This window comes from Ligilactobacillus agilis, from assembly GCF_025311475.1.
Lineage (GTDB): Bacteria > Bacillota > Bacilli > Lactobacillales > Lactobacillaceae > Ligilactobacillus > Ligilactobacillus agilis.
In genome coordinates this window covers 669,983-684,509 of sequence record NZ_CP104397.1, presented here as the reverse complement: position 1 = coordinate 684,509, position 14,527 = coordinate 669,983, and the positions used below count along the sequence as shown (strand labels likewise).

At 39.4% G+C, this 14,527-nt stretch carries 20 protein-coding genes; 2 read left to right on the top strand and 18 right to left on the bottom strand.

Annotated elements, in window-relative coordinates; all coding sequences use genetic code 11:
• Genes N4597_RS03325 through comGA form a run of 5 tightly spaced genes read right to left on the bottom strand, consistent with a single transcriptional unit; the run spans window position 1 to window position 2,939 of the window.
• On the bottom strand, window positions 1–249 hold the full coding sequence (locus tag N4597_RS03325) for a hypothetical protein (RefSeq protein WP_167589680.1): 249 nt from the start codon (window positions 247–249) through the stop codon (window positions 1–3).
• Entirely contained in the window at window positions 233–691 is a 459-nt protein-coding gene (locus N4597_RS03320) for a prepilin-type N-terminal cleavage/methylation domain-containing protein (protein ID WP_056976152.1), read from the bottom strand. Before N4597_RS03320 ends, N4597_RS03325 begins: the two co-directional genes overlap by 17 nt.
• Complete coding sequence (locus N4597_RS03315; RefSeq protein WP_050610752.1) at window positions 681–971, bottom strand: prepilin-type N-terminal cleavage/methylation domain-containing protein; 291 nt, start codon at window positions 969–971, stop codon at window positions 681–683. The genes N4597_RS03320 and N4597_RS03315 overlap by 11 nt, the downstream gene beginning before the upstream one ends.
• Window positions 968–2,035, bottom strand: a complete 1,068-nt coding sequence (comGB, locus tag N4597_RS03310; protein WP_225439721.1) for a competence type IV pilus assembly protein ComGB — start codon at window positions 2,033–2,035, stop codon at window positions 968–970. Before comGB ends, N4597_RS03315 begins: the two co-directional genes overlap by 4 nt.
• On the bottom strand, window positions 1,971–2,939 hold the full coding sequence (comGA, locus tag N4597_RS03305) for a competence type IV pilus ATPase ComGA (RefSeq protein WP_089144486.1): 969 nt from the start codon (window positions 2,937–2,939) through the stop codon (window positions 1,971–1,973). Before comGA ends, comGB begins: the two co-directional genes overlap by 65 nt.
• A 176-nt stretch (window positions 2,940–3,115) precedes the next feature.
• Between comGA and N4597_RS03300 the strand changes: the two genes are divergently transcribed.
• The gene (locus N4597_RS03300; RefSeq protein WP_225439723.1) at window positions 3,116–5,092 is read left to right on the top strand and encodes a methyl-accepting chemotaxis protein; all 1,977 of its coding nucleotides are present in this window, start codon (window positions 3,116–3,118) and stop codon (window positions 5,090–5,092) included.
• A gap of 15 nt (window positions 5,093–5,107) precedes the next feature.
• The gene (locus N4597_RS03295; protein WP_050610755.1) at window positions 5,108–6,070 is read left to right on the top strand and encodes a sugar ABC transporter substrate-binding protein; all 963 of its coding nucleotides are present in this window, start codon (window positions 5,108–5,110) and stop codon (window positions 6,068–6,070) included.
• A 75-nt stretch (window positions 6,071–6,145) separates the two neighbouring features.
• Here N4597_RS03295 and rbsK read toward each other — a convergent pair whose 3' ends face one another.
• From rbsK to N4597_RS03230, 13 genes are all read right to left on the bottom strand, one after another.
• Window positions 6,146–7,054 carry a ribokinase gene (gene rbsK, locus N4597_RS03290; RefSeq protein ID WP_260904614.1) on the bottom strand — a complete coding sequence of 303 codons (909 nt, stop codon included), beginning with the start codon at window positions 7,052–7,054 and terminating at the stop codon, window positions 6,146–6,148.
• A 1,194-nt stretch (window positions 7,055–8,248) separates the two neighbouring features.
• A complete protein-coding gene (locus N4597_RS03285) occupies window positions 8,249–8,641 on the bottom strand; it encodes an ArpU family phage packaging/lysis transcriptional regulator (RefSeq protein ID WP_260904612.1) in 393 nt (130 codons plus the stop codon).
• 95 nt (window positions 8,642–8,736) lie between these two features.
• A complete protein-coding gene (locus N4597_RS03280; protein WP_260904610.1) occupies window positions 8,737–9,078 on the bottom strand; it encodes a hypothetical protein in 342 nt (113 codons plus the stop codon).
• Window position 9,079: 1 nt separating this feature from the next.
• Entirely contained in the window at window positions 9,080–9,298 is a 219-nt protein-coding gene (locus N4597_RS03275) for a hypothetical protein (protein WP_260904608.1), read from the bottom strand.
• A gap of 311 nt (window positions 9,299–9,609) precedes the next feature.
• On the bottom strand, window positions 9,610–11,298 hold the full coding sequence (locus N4597_RS03270) for a phage/plasmid primase, P4 family (protein WP_260904607.1): 1,689 nt from the start codon (window positions 11,296–11,298) through the stop codon (window positions 9,610–9,612).
• Window positions 11,291–12,196, bottom strand: coding sequence for a primase alpha helix C-terminal domain-containing protein (locus N4597_RS03265; protein WP_260904605.1), 906 nt, complete (start codon window positions 12,194–12,196; stop codon window positions 11,291–11,293). Before N4597_RS03265 ends, N4597_RS03270 begins: the two co-directional genes overlap by 8 nt.
• Window positions 12,197–12,228: 32 nt before the next feature.
• Window positions 12,229–12,720, bottom strand: coding sequence for a hypothetical protein (locus N4597_RS03260; RefSeq protein ID WP_260904603.1), 492 nt, complete (start codon window positions 12,718–12,720; stop codon window positions 12,229–12,231).
• A 124-nt stretch (window positions 12,721–12,844) separates the two neighbouring features.
• A complete protein-coding gene (locus tag N4597_RS03255) occupies window positions 12,845–13,141 on the bottom strand; it encodes a hypothetical protein (protein WP_260904600.1) in 297 nt (98 codons plus the stop codon).
• Window positions 13,134–13,355, bottom strand: coding sequence for a hypothetical protein (locus tag N4597_RS03250; protein WP_260904597.1), 222 nt, complete (start codon window positions 13,353–13,355; stop codon window positions 13,134–13,136). Before N4597_RS03250 ends, N4597_RS03255 begins: the two co-directional genes overlap by 8 nt.
• A gap of 3 nt (window positions 13,356–13,358) precedes the next feature.
• On the bottom strand, window positions 13,359–13,715 hold the full coding sequence (locus N4597_RS03245; RefSeq protein ID WP_260904595.1) for a hypothetical protein: 357 nt from the start codon (window positions 13,713–13,715) through the stop codon (window positions 13,359–13,361).
• A gap of 82 nt (window positions 13,716–13,797) precedes the next feature.
• A complete protein-coding gene (locus N4597_RS03240) occupies window positions 13,798–13,962 on the bottom strand; it encodes a hypothetical protein (protein ID WP_204783747.1) in 165 nt (54 codons plus the stop codon).
• A 3-nt stretch (window positions 13,963–13,965) separates the two neighbouring features.
• The gene (locus N4597_RS03235; protein ID WP_260904591.1) at window positions 13,966–14,115 is read right to left on the bottom strand and encodes a hypothetical protein; all 150 of its coding nucleotides are present in this window, start codon (window positions 14,113–14,115) and stop codon (window positions 13,966–13,968) included.
• Window positions 14,116–14,127: 12 nt separating this feature from the next.
• Window positions 14,128–14,316, bottom strand: a complete 189-nt coding sequence (locus N4597_RS03230) for a helix-turn-helix domain-containing protein (RefSeq protein ID WP_170092231.1) — start codon at window positions 14,314–14,316, stop codon at window positions 14,128–14,130.
• Window positions 14,317–14,527: the final 211 nt, after the last annotated feature.

Below are 14,527 nucleotides of genomic sequence, written 5' to 3'. Positions count from 1 at the left end.
TTATGCCTCTTTTTGGACCGTAACTCCATTAACCACAATCTTATCTAGCCCCCCTTGTTTACTGGCTAAATACTGCTGTTCACTTTTATCAGCTAAACTTTGATAGTTAATTGCCTCACGAACCGCATCTTTTCTGAGTGGTTCAAATTGAGTTTGCACGCCGATAAAGATGCTCATCCCTATAATGCCTATTAATAATCCGACTAAACTATCCGCTAAAATGAAACCTTGTTTACTTCGTAACTTCAAGCCGATACCTCCCTCCATATCCCACCTGTGGGATTAATGTATACTTTACTTGGTGAAGCTTAGAATAAAACACGACCTTCATGAACTTAGTCCCCCCATTTTTATAAAAATCAGCGTAAGCAAACTTAGTCAAAACCTGGAGACTAGGAGGCAATGTTATAATTTGACTGTGCCGCTTTTGCCCCCTAGTATTTTCAGCATAGTCGCTAAACTCTATTTCCTTACTATGAAATGCTACTTCCGCAACACACCCTTTCCTCTCGGCAGTTATAGCCGTTTTAGACCAAGCCTGGTTAAATGTCCGCCAAAATTGTTGTTCTTGATAAGAAGCTATCATTGTTTTGACTGGAAAAAAGCCAATCAGTAGTAGCACTGAGACCAAAGCCAGAACAATTATCATTTCAATTAGGGTGAAGGCTTGCTTGTTATGTTTAACCTTCATCTAACTTATGCTCCCTAATTTGTTTTACCTGATTAGCAGTTAAATAATTAGCCGCTTGTAGTTCTTCAAGGCTTACACTAGTGGCTTCGGGATTATCACTTAAATACAGCTGCCTTTGCGTGGTCAACTCTGTTTTTAAGGCCTCATCGCTAATGCTACCCGCGTGCTTCTTTTGGTTACTAACGTTTGGAATCACAATCAGTAATAATAAACTGATGATAAATAGTACCACTGCCATTTCAATCAAGGTAAAAGCTGATTTTGTAGAATTTTTTCTCATCTGTAAAGTCCTCCCATATTCCGATATAAAGGTAATAAGATTGCTAGGTAGGTGCCAATAATAATGGCTGCAATCACTAAGAATAACAAGGGTTGTACTAGGTTAATTAAATTATCCAACTGTCTTAATAACTTTTGATACGCTAGCTGTGAATAAAGTAAAATCTCCTTACTCAACTCCGCTTGGGTTTGCCCTTTACTAAAAAAGAAGACTAACTCTGGCGGGATAAACGGATAAAGAGCAATAAATTCCCTTAATTCATCTCCTTTTTCTAACCATAACCTTAATTGCAAACCTAATTGATACAGCAACGACTGCTTATCAAAGTCTCCTAAAAAATAACAAATTTGTTGAAAGTCCATCCCACTTTGTAAGAGCAAACCTAAATTGAAGCTCAAGTAATAGTAACTGTACTGGCGGTAAAACTTACCTATCAAAGGGAGTTGACTGTACCAATGGTGCTTAGTTAACGTTGGTTGCTTTTTCCACCACCAAAATAACTTGCCTAAATACACCCCAACTATTACTAAAATCACCGCTAAACAATACCCACTTAGCTTTACCCAATTAATTTGGCCTGCAGGATTAGGCATCATCCCAAATTGTGCAAGCTCCGGTCGCAACCAAACATGCACAGCAACAATTATCAGCACTAATAAGCCCAATAGTAATAGGGGATAGATTAGTAGGGATTGCAATTTTGCCCTTTGAGCTATCCGCCTTTTTAAAAGTTTACCTAACTGAGCAATGCTTTCATCTAACTGCCCATGTCTTTCAGCTATCAATAACTGGTAGTAGGTTGCCTGGGACACATAATCCTTTAAAGCTAAACTCAACTGCTGCCCCTCCTCTAATTTGGCCAAGATTTCAGTTAAAGCCGAGCCTTGCTTATTATTTAAAATCACTAAGTTACTCATTGCTTGTTTTAAGGAAAAACCCGCCGCAAGTAAATCGGCCAAGAGACTGAAAAAATCCGCCTGCTTTTTTAAAGTCCAGCGCTTAACCTGCTTGGTACTTCTTTTTGGTTTCCAAGCTAATCCATTTGTTTTGGTAACACTTTTCAAGACGTTGCCCCCATTCTGTCGACATCCTTTGGGTCGGTTTAGCCGTTAACAGTGTCTGATTATCGACTTGATCAAATAACACCTTGACGCTCCCATCACAAGTCGGTATCAAACGTTGGTACGAAATTAACTGTACCGTTTGGTTTAAATCGGCGCGACTCAACCCTAGATTTTCTAAACGTTCCACTACTCCTAAGGCACTTTGCGCGTGAACCGTCGTTAAAATTAAGTGCCCACTTAAAGCTGCCCTAACCACCGCTTGAGCCGTCCCTTCATCGCGTACTTCTCCAATGATAAACACGTCTGGGTGGTGGCGTAAGGCTACCTTTAATAAGTCGGCATAACCCATTAAGGCCTTGTCATTTACTTGCAGCTGTAAAAAATCGGGCTCGTAAATTTCAATAGGATCCTCGATACAAAGCACCTGCTTATCTTGCAGCTGCCTTGCAAAATAATACATTGCCGAGGTCTTACCAGAACCCATCGGCCCCGCAAAAATAATCATCCCCCGCTTTTGACAAGCCGTCCTAACCAGCTCCCACTGATCTGAAAAAAAGTAGCCTTGTTGTTGCTTAACTCCGTCATATATCAACCTAATCACCAGCGATTCCCGGTTCAAAAAATCACCCACCGTAGATAAGCGGCAAAAAATCACCTCCCCTTGCCACTTGTACACCCAGGCCCCTAATTGAGGCCGCCTTTGCTCACTTAATGACATATCCGCCTTAAACTTCAGGTAATTCAAGCACTGTTGGCCAACAACTAATGGCAGCTTGCTTTGGAAACAATACTTGCCGGCTAGTGAAAAACCAACGCTAAAGTAGTCATCTTTAGGTAGAAAGTAAATATCACTAGCCCTTTGCTTGATTGCCTTTGCCAGAATTGTTCTTAATTCACTCTGCATATTTTTACCCCCTCACTATTTAGATACGCAAAATAAGCGCATTTTATCCTTAAAAAATTAATTAATTATTAATTATAGATTTCTAATTATGTAGATTGACCTTTATTTTTCTATTCTTTTAGCCGATATAAAAGTATGTAAGTAGATATTATTTTTTAGGAGGCGGCAAAATCTTGATGAAAAATAAAAATTTCTCTATCAAGGCTAAATTATTACTGGCAATTATTCCCATCACCTGTGCAATGATTGTCGCCTTAGTCATCATCGCCTACAATGTTTCCGCAATGATGATTAAGCAAAATGCCACACAACTATTGGAAACATCCGTTGCTAAACAAGGGACTAGCATCGAAAATTGGATGAACGAAAACCTCTCATCCTTTAACGCTGCTAAAAGGGCGATTGAACAAGCTCACCCTAAAGACGCAGAGTTGCAAAAAATTGTTAACGGTTACTACAATTTCAACACCAATTCCCCTGACGGCCTTTACATTGCTGATCAAAATGGCACTGTTATTAAGGCGACTAAGTCAACTAAAAACACCACTAACGCCGTTAACAGTCCCTGGTTTAAGGAAGGGTTAAGCCACGTTAACATGACTTTTGGCGACCCTTACGTTGCTGGCGGCCACAAGGTCATCAGTGCGACCGGTTTAATCGATGATGGTTCAAATAACCTCCGGATTTTAGGAGCAGACTTTACCCTTGACCGGATTTCAACCATCGTCAACTCAAATATTTCGATGGAAGGCGCCCAAGCTTTCTTAGTTAACAAAGATACTATGAAGGTCATGGCCGACCGTAACTCAGCCTTCGTTGCTCAAAAGGTCGGAAGTAGCGACCAACCTGCCATTTATAAGGCAGCGGCTAAGCAAATAGACCATGGTAACTATAACACCCAAACACTCGGGGCAGACTTTACTGCCTTCCACACCATTGCTGGAACCAACTGGGTCTTAGTTTCTTACATCCCTACTAAAGTTGTTTTGGCTAACCTCTCTAAGTTACGCTTAATCATGATTGCCATCAGTATTGTGGCCTTAATTATCATGTGTATCGTCGTTGAACGAGTTACTAACCGGACAATTAAACCAGTCAAGAAGATGACTAAAGTTATTACCGCCATGGCTGACGGTGACTTTACAGTCGACGTAGATACTAAAGGAAATGACGAAATTGCAGAAATGGGCAAGAGCGTTGATAAATTCATCGTTTACATGCGGCAAATGATTAAAGCTATTAGTCAAATTTCTACCAGCCTACAAACCCAAGCAACTGGTAGCGAAAAGGTCGCTCATGAAATGAACGATGCCTCTGAAACTCAATCAAAATCTATGGATGAACTTAACATGACCGTTGACCAGTTATCCATTTCCGTTAACGATATTGCCAAAAACGCTAGCCAACTAGCCGAAGTGGTGACAGATACTAAAGACAATAGTGACTTGGTTAAGGTCAAAATGGAAGATACCGTTTCAGTATCCGAACACAGTCGTGAGGATATGAAACAAGTTGTCGTTGCCCTCGATAACATCCAAAATTCTGTTACTAACCTGCAAGAATCTATCAATAAAGTGGGGACTGCTTCCGGTGAAATCGTTAATATCGTCAAAATTATCGGGGAAATTGCCCACCAAACTAACCTCTTATCACTCAATGCTTCCATCGAAGCCGCTCGGGCCGGGGAAGCAGGTAAAGGTTTTGCGGTCGTAGCTACCGAAATTAATAACCTGGCTAAGAGTAGTGCTAACTCCGTGTCACAGATTTCTGATTTAATCAAGGAAGTCAACGACCTCGTAGGCGACACCGTTAAGCAAGCTGGCGATAGCGTAAACGACATCAATTCCAGTGCCGTCCTAATCAATACTGCCGTTGATAGTTTTGATACTATTTTCCAAAATATTCACGAAACAAGTAACATGATTAGCCAAGTGGTTGAACGAATTAATGGAATTGAAGAAGTCGCCACTAACGCGGCCGCTATTTCCGAAGAACAAGCGGCTAGTTCAGATGAAATTTTAGCTACTTCAGAAACCACTCTCGCCCAAGCTAAGAACATCTCAGGTAATAGCAAGGTTGTGGCTAAGGAAGCTCAACAATTAGCTCAAACTGCTAAAGACTTGGCTAACCAAGTTAAACATTTCAAAGTTTAAGAGGTGAAGATAACAATGCTTAAGAAATTTTTTAGTCTCTGCTTAATCCTGACTTGTGCTAGTTTCTTCTTAGCTGCCTGTGGTCATGACCAAGCTGACGGAAACGGTAAAAAGATTGCGATTATGACTTACACTAAAAACGATACCTTTAGTAAAAAATTGATTGCGTCAATGAAGGAAAATGCTCAGGCAAATGGGATGGAAGTCGATATCTACAATGCCAATGATTCTAGTGATACCCAAATTGCTCAGGTTAAAAAGGTTGCCAAAATGAATTACGCGGCCATCTTAATCAGGCCTGTTGAAGCCAATAATTCTCAAGAAATCACTGCCATTGCCGGTAAAACACCCGTTATTTTTTACAACTTACAGCCAGAAAAAAGCGTACTTAAGCCTAACCAAGATATCTATGTTGGTCCTAACGAAGAACTGGCCGGTAAGCTGCAAGCCAACTATGTCTTAAAACAAACGAGTGATAAAGATACTATCAACGTTGCCATCTTAAGGGGACCTAGTGGTTTGGCCGCTGAAAAGAGAACTAGCGCCTTTCAAGACACCCTACGTAAGGCTGGTAAAAACGTTAACTACGTCTTTTTAGACAATGGTAAGTGGGATCTTAAAACGGCTCAGCATTTAACCGAACTCTTCTTAAAGACCAACCAACCATGTGATGCTTTGGTAGCTAACAATGATGATATGGCCTTAGGTGCGATTGCCGCCTTTAAGCAAGCTAAGCGTAAATTACCAATCGTCTGCGGGGTCGACCTTTCTGCCGCTGGTAAAAAGTCGATTCAAGACAACCAGCTAGCCTTCTCGGCCTACCAACCTGCTGACTCCCAAGGAAAGACCATCATCAAGGCCGCCTTACTATTGGCCAACAAGAAAAAAGTCACCGACCTTAAAGGGGCCAGTGATGATGACTTGTATGTCTATACTAGTTTCGAAGGTGTAACAGCCGAAAATGTGGCTAACTATTAATTAGCCCATTAATAAATTAAAAATGCGGATTCTTTGTAAAAACAAGGAATCCGCATTTTGGTATTATCAACTAAATTAGTTATTGGCGCTAATTTCAGCGTAGGTTGGAATTGATGGAATGGCCCCTAATTTTTGGACCGCTAAAGAAGACGCCTTATTGGCAAAGCGAATCGCAGCTTCAATGTTAGTAAAATCAGTGTCTAGCTGTGAGCTTAAGGAACCTAGGAAAGTGTCTCCTGCCGCGGTAGTATCGACTGCTTGGACCTTAAAGGCAGGAACAAAGCCGTGGGTGGTTTTTGTCTGATAGAAGGCCCCTTTAGAACCAAGGGTAATAATAACATTTTTTACCCCTAATGACTGTAATTTTTGGGCGGCTTGTTGACAAGACACTTCGTCTTTAACCTCAATCCCTGTTAGGGCTTGCGCTTCGGTTTCATTTGGGGTTATCAAATCGGTTAAGCTTAACATTTCAGGTGGAACCTGCTTAGCTGGGGCTGGGTTTAAAATCGTCTTTACCCCTGCCTTTTTGGCCAACTCAAATGCGTATTCACCCCCGGCTAGCGGTGTTTCAAATTGCGTAATTAAAAAATCACTTGCGGCAATTTTAGCCTGAGCTTGGTCAATATCTTCAAGGCTTAATTCTTGGTTAGCCCCCCCATAAACAAGAATGCTATTTTCCCCGCTTTCTTGGAGTAAGATGAAAGCCTGGCCCGTTCCGCTGGCAGAATATGTAATAGCGTCCGTGTCAATTTCTGCTTCCTTTAGGAGCTCTAACATCATCGCTCCGTTTGCATCATTACCAATTTTACCGATAAAGCTTGTCTTGGCGCCACATCTTGCAGCTGCAATCGCTTGGTTAGCGCCTTTACCACCACCAGCATTTTGCTTAGAGTTCATCTGCATCGTTTCGCCTGGCTTAGGTAATCTGTTTATTTTCAAGATGGTATCAACATTTAAACTTCCTAGAACCGTTACCTTATTCATGATAATCCCTCCCAGTCTGACTCTATGTAAAAGGTATTACTTACCTCTATCTTATCCTATTGCCCATATTGACGCTAGCAAAATTTAACTTTAATTAAAAGGAAATTAAACGGATAATAATTTAATTACACTTAAACAGTTTTAAACGTTGATTTAATGCAATTCCTAACACTAACTATTAACTTAAGTGGTTTTGAATTGACTTAAAAAAGAGACCCAAAAAGAGCCCCCTTAAATAGTTCATTACCTCGTTTATATAAATTTAGATCTGATACATAGGCCGTTAAGTTGACGCCTTTTTTTATTGTTTTCTCACTCGTGCAGAAAGTAGTAAAAAGTAGTATTGAGTTTTTCTGATATTGTAAATGTTAGTCTTTTGTTGATGTATCAAGCTTGGCCATAATTTTAACGTTCGTAAAATGTTAAGTTTTGATAAGTTCTAACCTTAGTAATTCTTAGTATTCTACCAAGTTTTACCAAGTAATTAATTTCCGTTGCTCCAGTTTTTTGCATGGCTTGCAATTATCTATATAACGGCCTTTTGAGCATGCTTTTTAATTTTAAATAACCCTCAAAACCGGAAATTTCCGGAAAGCATCCCCCGGGTAAAAATTTAAAAAAGTGGTGATTTTAAAAAATACGGCTACCCCCCCTAGGGTAAAAATTGAAAAAGTGGTTGTAAAACACAAAAGAGGGACTGTGTGCGCTCTTCTGATTTAGGTAAAAGCCCGGGGGTATAAGATTTAATGTCAGGTTTTAACAGGTTTTCAGACCTTACTACCCTGTTAGTCAAATTTGGCTAATAGCCCCAATATTTCCGTTTTTTCGGAAAAACCTTGCTCGTGTTTCTCTTTTTTGAGAATTACGGGGATAGCTAGACTTAAAAACGTTCTTTTAGTTGCTCGTTAGCAAATTCAATTAGGGCTTGAATATCTTCCTTGGTTGCAACTTTCAAAAAATGCCAACATTTGCCATCATTTACCATCATTTTTAGGGTGCAAAAATAACTCCGATTGTTAAATTAGTAAAACGTATAATTAAAAATGCCTTAACCGCTCTAAACATTGATATATAAAGCGATATAGTCATTTCAAAACTCCCAAAAACTCCGATTTTCTCCGGTTTTGCTCCGATAATTTAACCGGGTTTTAGGGTGCAAAAAAGGGATGCAACCCGCTTTAATGGGTGCATCCCTTAATTTATTATCAAATCTATATCGCTAATCATGGCTAAAGTAGCAGCAAAATTAATACAAGCTTTGTGGTACAGTTCGTAAATCCTAGTTGAGCCGTACCCTATTTTCTCCTCTATTTGCCAATTTCTTAGATTTTTTATTAGTTTATCCTCCAGAACAATTTTTTCAAATTCATTCAGGCAGCTAATAGCATAGATTACTAATTTCAATTTATTTTGTGCGTCTACTCTCTTTATTGCTAGATCCTCAATGTAATTACTTTTTGACCTGGTAACGGGTGTTTTATCATAGCTAACGCCTTGTAAAACTGGTGCATTAGCTAGTAATTTCATTCGTTTATAATCATCCCTAAAAAAATCTTTAACCCGCCTAACTGTCGCTTGCTCGTCCACGTTAGCCATCCCCTAACTTACATGATATTATTAAGTAAGTCATTCTAATAACTCAGTTCTTGGGCCGTGCTCTTCGGGGTAGGGCTCTTTTTTCTTTACTTTTGGGATGGTGTTAATTCATCTATCCAGCTTTTGAACTCGTTTAAGGTGCTGTATAGTTCCTTGGTCCTATCACGCAATGATTGGGCTAAACACCTATAAGCGCCGTTGTTTGATTGTTTTAGCTCGTATAGTAGTGCATCCATAAACTTAGCTAGATCTAACACCCATAACATAGTTTCTTGCAAGATTTTCCTAAACGTTTTAACGTTCTTGGTGTTGTCGCTTGCCTGTATGCCTGCTTGTAGCTTAGCCAATGCGATTACATTAGTATCTAGCCTTTGACAACCTTGGTAAAAGATTGTTATTTTTTGAAGTGTTTCCCTGCTGTTATTCACTTTATTCTTCCTCCCCGTCTAGCACTACTAATTCATCCCTCAAGCTAGAAATGGCTTCGGTTTGATTTCTTAGGCTATCTATTACAGTGCTTAACGTTGCATTTATGAAGAAATTTTTTACTTGGCTGTTGCTAATGTCAATTAGTGCCATCATTCCAGTTAATGCCTTTAAATTCTCCGCTATGTCTGTTAATTTTCTAGCTGCTTCTAAGTTTTCCATCTTGTTTATTCCTCCGTTTTGGTTCTTGCCTGGTTGCCTTTCTAACCTAAACCGACAAATACCGACAAATTTATTTTTATGTCTGTACCCTTAAACCCTTGGGGCTGTAAGATTTACCGACAATACAGACAAACCGACAAAATTTTCTAGTTCTTTTTATATAAATATACGTATACACGTTACTTATATATTTTTCTTTATGTTAATTTTATTTTTATGTCTGTTTTGTCTGTTTTGTCAGTATTCCTTTATTTATCAAGGGTTTAGCATACCGACAAAGTAAAAAATAATGTCGGTTTTTTGTCGGTAAATCATATTTTATAAACAATCGGCTGGTAATCTTTACTTCTTTTTTCCGTTCTCTTGTACTCGTAAGCAATAGGGCTAGAATACTTTTTCAAAGTTTCTAAATCCTCGCTGTTCCAGCAATCACCTACATACATATTTTTGCGATCGTACCCCCAACCAGCAGGCAAGCACTTAGTTAGTTTTCTTGTAAATCCTCTTTGCGTGGTTGTTCCCGTTCGGCCTGTTTCGTATTTCTGCGTTGCTTGAAAGAACTTAAATAAAAATGCTATTGGGATGCGGGCGCTTTTTAGTTCAGTGAAATAATTTTCTATGAAGTAGGCTATTGGATCGTTTTCAGTGCGTATTTTTTCCACCTCTGAAACACTTTCGCTTGTGTCTACTAGGTTTTCTATATCTACCTTAACGGCTTCTTTTAACGTCCATTCAAGCACTTCACGGCGCTTTATATAGTCATCTTTGACCCGGCGCCCCTCGGGTGTATCTTCGTACTGGTGCAAGAACTTTATAATTTTAAATCGTCTTAGATTTCCCCCGGTAGTGTCTAGCAGCTTGGGCCTACCGTTCATTGACTGAACTATTAGGGCGTGACTTTTGGCCGTGTATGGTGGTAAGCCTTTAGGATTAATTAGAACAATGTCCCCGGTTACCATGCTTTTAAATTTGCTGTTGTCTTCGTGAAACTCGTTCGGGTTGTTATCGTCCCCGATGATTAGGGCGGTACCGATTGCTTGAGCAAGCTTAAAATCATTTTCAAACTCAATTAATTTCAAGCTTGCATAGTTACCAGGGCCAACTAAAGCCATTAGAAACTCTTGAAATGTACCCTTACCGGTTCGGCCGCGTCCGTCGTCAATTAAGAAAAATGCGTAAGGCTGTAAGTAATTACTGTTAATCGTGCTTGCGATTAGTTGCCATAATAATTTTAGTTTAGTTTCATCGTCCCCGGCTATTTCGTGAAGCCATCCCCTCACGCTCCAGCCATTTATAACCGGCTCTTTTGCGTCCGGGTTGTAGTTAGTCTTAATCTTGGCCGTAAAAAAATATTTAGGGCTAAACGGTTCTAGCTGCCTTGTTTTTGTATTGTAAATGCCATTGTTGCAAACTATTTTAGTTTTGTCGGTGGTTAGCTCATTTCTGGGGGCTTCTAGCCTTACATACTCGATAGCTTCGCGCCGCTCCTTAGAATTGGCCCGACGTTCTACCGCTAAGCATAGCTTTTCTAAAGGCCGCGCTAAACTAATATAAATTCCTTCGTCTAGATCGTAAAAATAAGGGATGGCTTTGTCTATCTCTTTAGAACTACCACCCACCAGGGTTAAATTTAGATGCTTTTCTAAAATATCGGCTATTATTCTAGCTGGTACTTGGGGCGCTTTTATTTCCCCCGTGTTATCGTTTATTTTGGCGTGTTCATCCCTCCAAAGTTCCCCCTCGGCTTTTAGAATTTGTTCTAATTCTTGCATTGTTTCAGGGGTTCGGGCGGTTTTGGCGCTGTTTTGTAAAATTCTTTCTTGGCGGGCGTTCTCCTCTTCGGCTAGTTTCTCATATAAGCCCGGGTTAGTTCCGTACCGTTTGGGATGCTTTTTCTTTAGCTGCTCTAGAATTATTTCTTTACTCTCAACCCTTGGCATCAGTTCATTTAATTTTTGTTGTGTTTCCTTAGGTAGTTTTTTTATATCAACTTTAACCATCCGTGTTAGTCCTCCTTGTTAACTTGATAGCACTTTTTAAAATGCTGGTTAGTTCCTTATTATCCAAAGGGGGAGTAATGTAATTAGCATTCATGACTTGCAAGAAATTATAAATGTTGTTGCTGTTGTCTAAGCCTATGCAAATTAAGTAGCTCGCTAGCTCCAGCATTTTATTATTTCGATTGCCTTCGGTTATTCCCTGGATAAAGTCGGTTAGCAGCTTAGCGGTATACGTCTTTTTCTTGCTGCTTATTCGGCCAACGCTCGGGCTATAACTTGAGCTTGCTTTTATTCCCTCTGTTTTTAGAAAGTCTTTGAATGTTGCCAACGTCTCCCCGTCGCTTGGGAAAAGTTCCCCGGGTTTAGATCTCACTAAGTCCAAACTAGCCGGGTAATGTTGGTTAGCAACGGGGAGCCCAAAGAGTTGGGCCCAAGTCTTATTACTAGGGTCCACCCTGGTTAAAATGCCTTTTTCTTTTAAAGCGTAACTAACTAACGTTACTAGCGTTTTATAATCATCTTCGCTATTAATTGGCGTTGCTAGCGGTATAATTAGCCTGTATCTTAAGCCCTTAAATCCGTTTGAAATAGTCGGGTATAACCACCAGCTAAAATTTAAATTGAGTTTTAAGCTATCGTATAATGTGAAGTCGTCTAGTCCTTCAGCAATAAAATCTAAGTCAATAGCTACCGCCGTTCTATTTACTACATTGGCATTTTTTCGGATGCTGTTCTTTAGTTCTCCAGCAAAGGCGTAATAAATACAATTTGCCTTGTATTTGTTTAAGCCATCCCCTAGGGTAATTCTTTCGGGCTGGTAATGATCTAACAAGTAGGCCAACCCCTTGGGGTAGGGTGTCATTACGTTAGTTTTAAGGCCTCGTTGAGTGTATAGCATGGGTTCACCTCCTAAACTGGTTTTATATTTCGCTAGTGTTCAGCTACCAGCGCACGGGCTTTTTTGGTAAACTCGTTTATGTCTATCCACTCGGGGACCGTTAACCGACTATAAACCAAATCGTTAGGCGTAATGTTTTCTAACTCTTTTAATGCCTGAATAATCTGCCTATAATACGCCTTGTGTTTGTCTAGTAAGGTGTTATATTTGCTTGCTAGATTGTCCCTATAACGTATTTTTGCAATAAACGACCAAGGCCCGACCAACGTTACACCATCACAAATTAAAGTATTAACCCCCTTTATTTTGCTTGATTTTACGCCGTGTTTTTTCATCTCAGATTTAAAGCATTCTAGCGTGTAACGGCCCTTAAGTCTGTAAAATTTCGTTGTTTCTTCTTCCTGCTCCAGTTCAGCGGTTAACTCATCCACTACGCCCCCAAGTTTTTTTATTTGCTTATAAAGCTTTTCCATCTCCTCTAAACTAAATAAAATGCTCGCAACCTTGCTAGTAATGTTTATCATGCTTAAAACCTCCGTTTTTATATGTTATAATCAAGAAAAAGTGTTACTATATGCTTTTTATCTAGACTCTTTTTCTTTACCACTTACGGCGGCGGCTAACCTTGTAAGTGGTTTTTTGTTGTCCTTATTTTTTTAATGCTGTTATACGCTTGTTCATGTTGTTAATTTGTGCTTGTAAGGGCCTAACCGCTATTTCTATTTCTTGCTTAGTCGTTGCGATGAAATAGCCTTGCTCCCTCCCCGTCCGTATAGCTCCGATTTTAAAGCCTTGGTATATAATCAGATTAGAAATGTTTTCTCTGATTGTTCGCACGTCTAAACCCGTTTTAGCTGCTATCTCTTTGGCCTTAATCGGTGCATTAATTCCACGCGGTATTAATGCTAGTATTTGCTTTTGCTTGTCTGTTAGCTTGTTACTCATGCTTAATACTCCTAATATCGTTTATAATGTCCTTGCTTAATGCGTCTAATTCGTTTGCTATTTGGTGCGTGTATTCTGTTAAGAATGTAATTCTTTCTAGTTCGTTGCCTTTGCTAATATCTGAATTAGCTAAGTTAATGCCCATTAAACTTGTAATGTTATTTAGTTCTGTTGCGTAATAAGCTATTTTGTCCGCTGCGTCAAAAGTATCCATGCTTTAAACCTCCTCTAATAGCTGTTCATGTTCTTTCATGAATTGCTTAAATGTTTCTTTGCCGATTGCTTTAATAGTCCCAACTTGCGCAACTGGTAAGCCGTTTTTAATGAATTTCTTTATTGCACTTTGTGAGTAGCCCGACCATTTAGAAAAGTCGGTTTTATTTACGTAAGGGGCGCACGCTTTTTCTTGCTTAATCTCCTCTTTTACAACGGCCTTAATTAATTCAGTGTTCAAAGTTGCAAGCATCCCATTAAGAAACTTGTTAAATTGTTCATCAGTCAAATAAACCGCTACGGGTGTTACTTGTTGCGCTTGTGGTGCTTGCTCTGGTTGGGGTGGTGTTAGTTTCATCATGGTTAAAGCCTCCAATCTAAATTTATATAAGCGGGGTAATCCATCCCAAAAGTTAAGTTTTGTTAGGTTTTAGGGATGCTTGTTATTTGGCCGTGTTGCCTTGTTCTTGCTCTCTGTAATCAGGTTGGAAAGCATGCCAAAGGCCTATTAATGCCAAGCCTATAAAAGCTAAAAATAGGCCGGCTGTATCATTTCTAGAAAAGCTAAAGCCTAATATAAAAATGCCTATGTTCTTAACTATGTTCATGGTTTAACCCTCCTCGCTGTTGAGCGTTAAATTAAATAAAATGATTGTCGCAACCATAAGCGCAAGCCTTAAATAAAAGTTATCCAAGGCGGTTAGACTCCCCAAGCAAACAAGCCCGGAATATTTATAAATCTTTTTATAAACTTTTTGCATCCCTAAGCCCCCTTAATCTTTTAAAAGCTCGTCAACAGTTACGCCCAACAAGTCAGCAACTCGCTTTAATTTCCTAGCCGGTGCATTGTTCTTCTGTCCCCAAGCTCTCAAAGTCCCATTACTAAAGCCCAAAATACTTTCAATCTTGCGCACTGAATAACCTTGCTTAGTTGCTAGTTGCCTAATGCGTGTGTATAACATTTTTCTTCACTCCTCTAAAAATTTTAGCTATATATTGTAAAATGTAGCGTATTATTCTACAATGTAAGTAAAAAGAATAGCTATAAATTGTATAGCATGTAAAAAAATATAGTAGTTTGACCGACTACACTAATAATATATAGCCTATTTTTCTACATGTCAACAAAAAGTATAGCTTATTTTTCTTAATTAGAATGAAAGTAGGGCGGTA

Bases quoted from the DNA above. Each gene is read 5' to 3' on its own strand.
- N4597_RS03320 (WP_056976152.1), bottom strand. From the start codon at position 691: ATGAAGGTTAAACATAACAAGCAAGCCTTCACCCTAATTGAAATGATA.
- N4597_RS03315 (WP_050610752.1), bottom strand. From the start codon at position 971: ATGAGAAAAAATTCTACAAAATCAGCTTTTACCTTGATTGAAATGGCA.
- comGA (WP_089144486.1), bottom strand. From the start codon at position 2,939: ATGCAGAGTGAATTAAGAACAATTCTGGCAAAGGCAATCAAGCAAAGG.
- N4597_RS03300 (WP_225439723.1), top strand. From the start codon at position 3,116: ATGAAAAATAAAAATTTCTCTATCAAGGCTAAATTATTACTGGCAATT.
- N4597_RS03295 (WP_050610755.1), top strand. From the start codon at position 5,108: ATGCTTAAGAAATTTTTTAGTCTCTGCTTAATCCTGACTTGTGCTAGT.
- rbsK (WP_260904614.1), bottom strand. From the start codon at position 7,054: ATGAATAAGGTAACGGTTCTAGGAAGTTTAAATGTTGATACCATCTTG.
- N4597_RS03275 (WP_260904608.1), bottom strand. From the start codon at position 9,298: ATGGAAAACTTAGAAGCAGCTAGAAAATTAACAGACATAGCGGAGAAT.
- N4597_RS03270 (WP_260904607.1), bottom strand. From the start codon at position 11,298: ATGGTTAAAGTTGATATAAAAAAACTACCTAAGGAAACACAACAAAAA.
- N4597_RS03265 (WP_260904605.1), bottom strand. From the start codon at position 12,196: ATGCTATACACTCAACGAGGCCTTAAAACTAACGTAATGACACCCTAC.
- N4597_RS03260 (WP_260904603.1), bottom strand. From the start codon at position 12,720: ATGATAAACATTACTAGCAAGGTTGCGAGCATTTTATTTAGTTTAGAG.
- N4597_RS03255 (WP_260904600.1), bottom strand. From the start codon at position 13,141: ATGAGTAACAAGCTAACAGACAAGCAAAAGCAAATACTAGCATTAATA.
- N4597_RS03250 (WP_260904597.1), bottom strand. From the start codon at position 13,355: ATGGATACTTTTGACGCAGCGGACAAAATAGCTTATTACGCAACAGAA.
- N4597_RS03245 (WP_260904595.1), bottom strand. From the start codon at position 13,715: ATGATGAAACTAACACCACCCCAACCAGAGCAAGCACCACAAGCGCAA.
- N4597_RS03240 (WP_204783747.1), bottom strand. From the start codon at position 13,962: ATGAACATAGTTAAGAACATAGGCATTTTTATATTAGGCTTTAGCTTT.
- N4597_RS03235 (WP_260904591.1), bottom strand. From the start codon at position 14,115: ATGCAAAAAGTTTATAAAAAGATTTATAAATATTCCGGGCTTGTTTGC.
- N4597_RS03230 (WP_170092231.1), bottom strand. From the start codon at position 14,316: ATGTTATACACACGCATTAGGCAACTAGCAACTAAGCAAGGTTATTCA.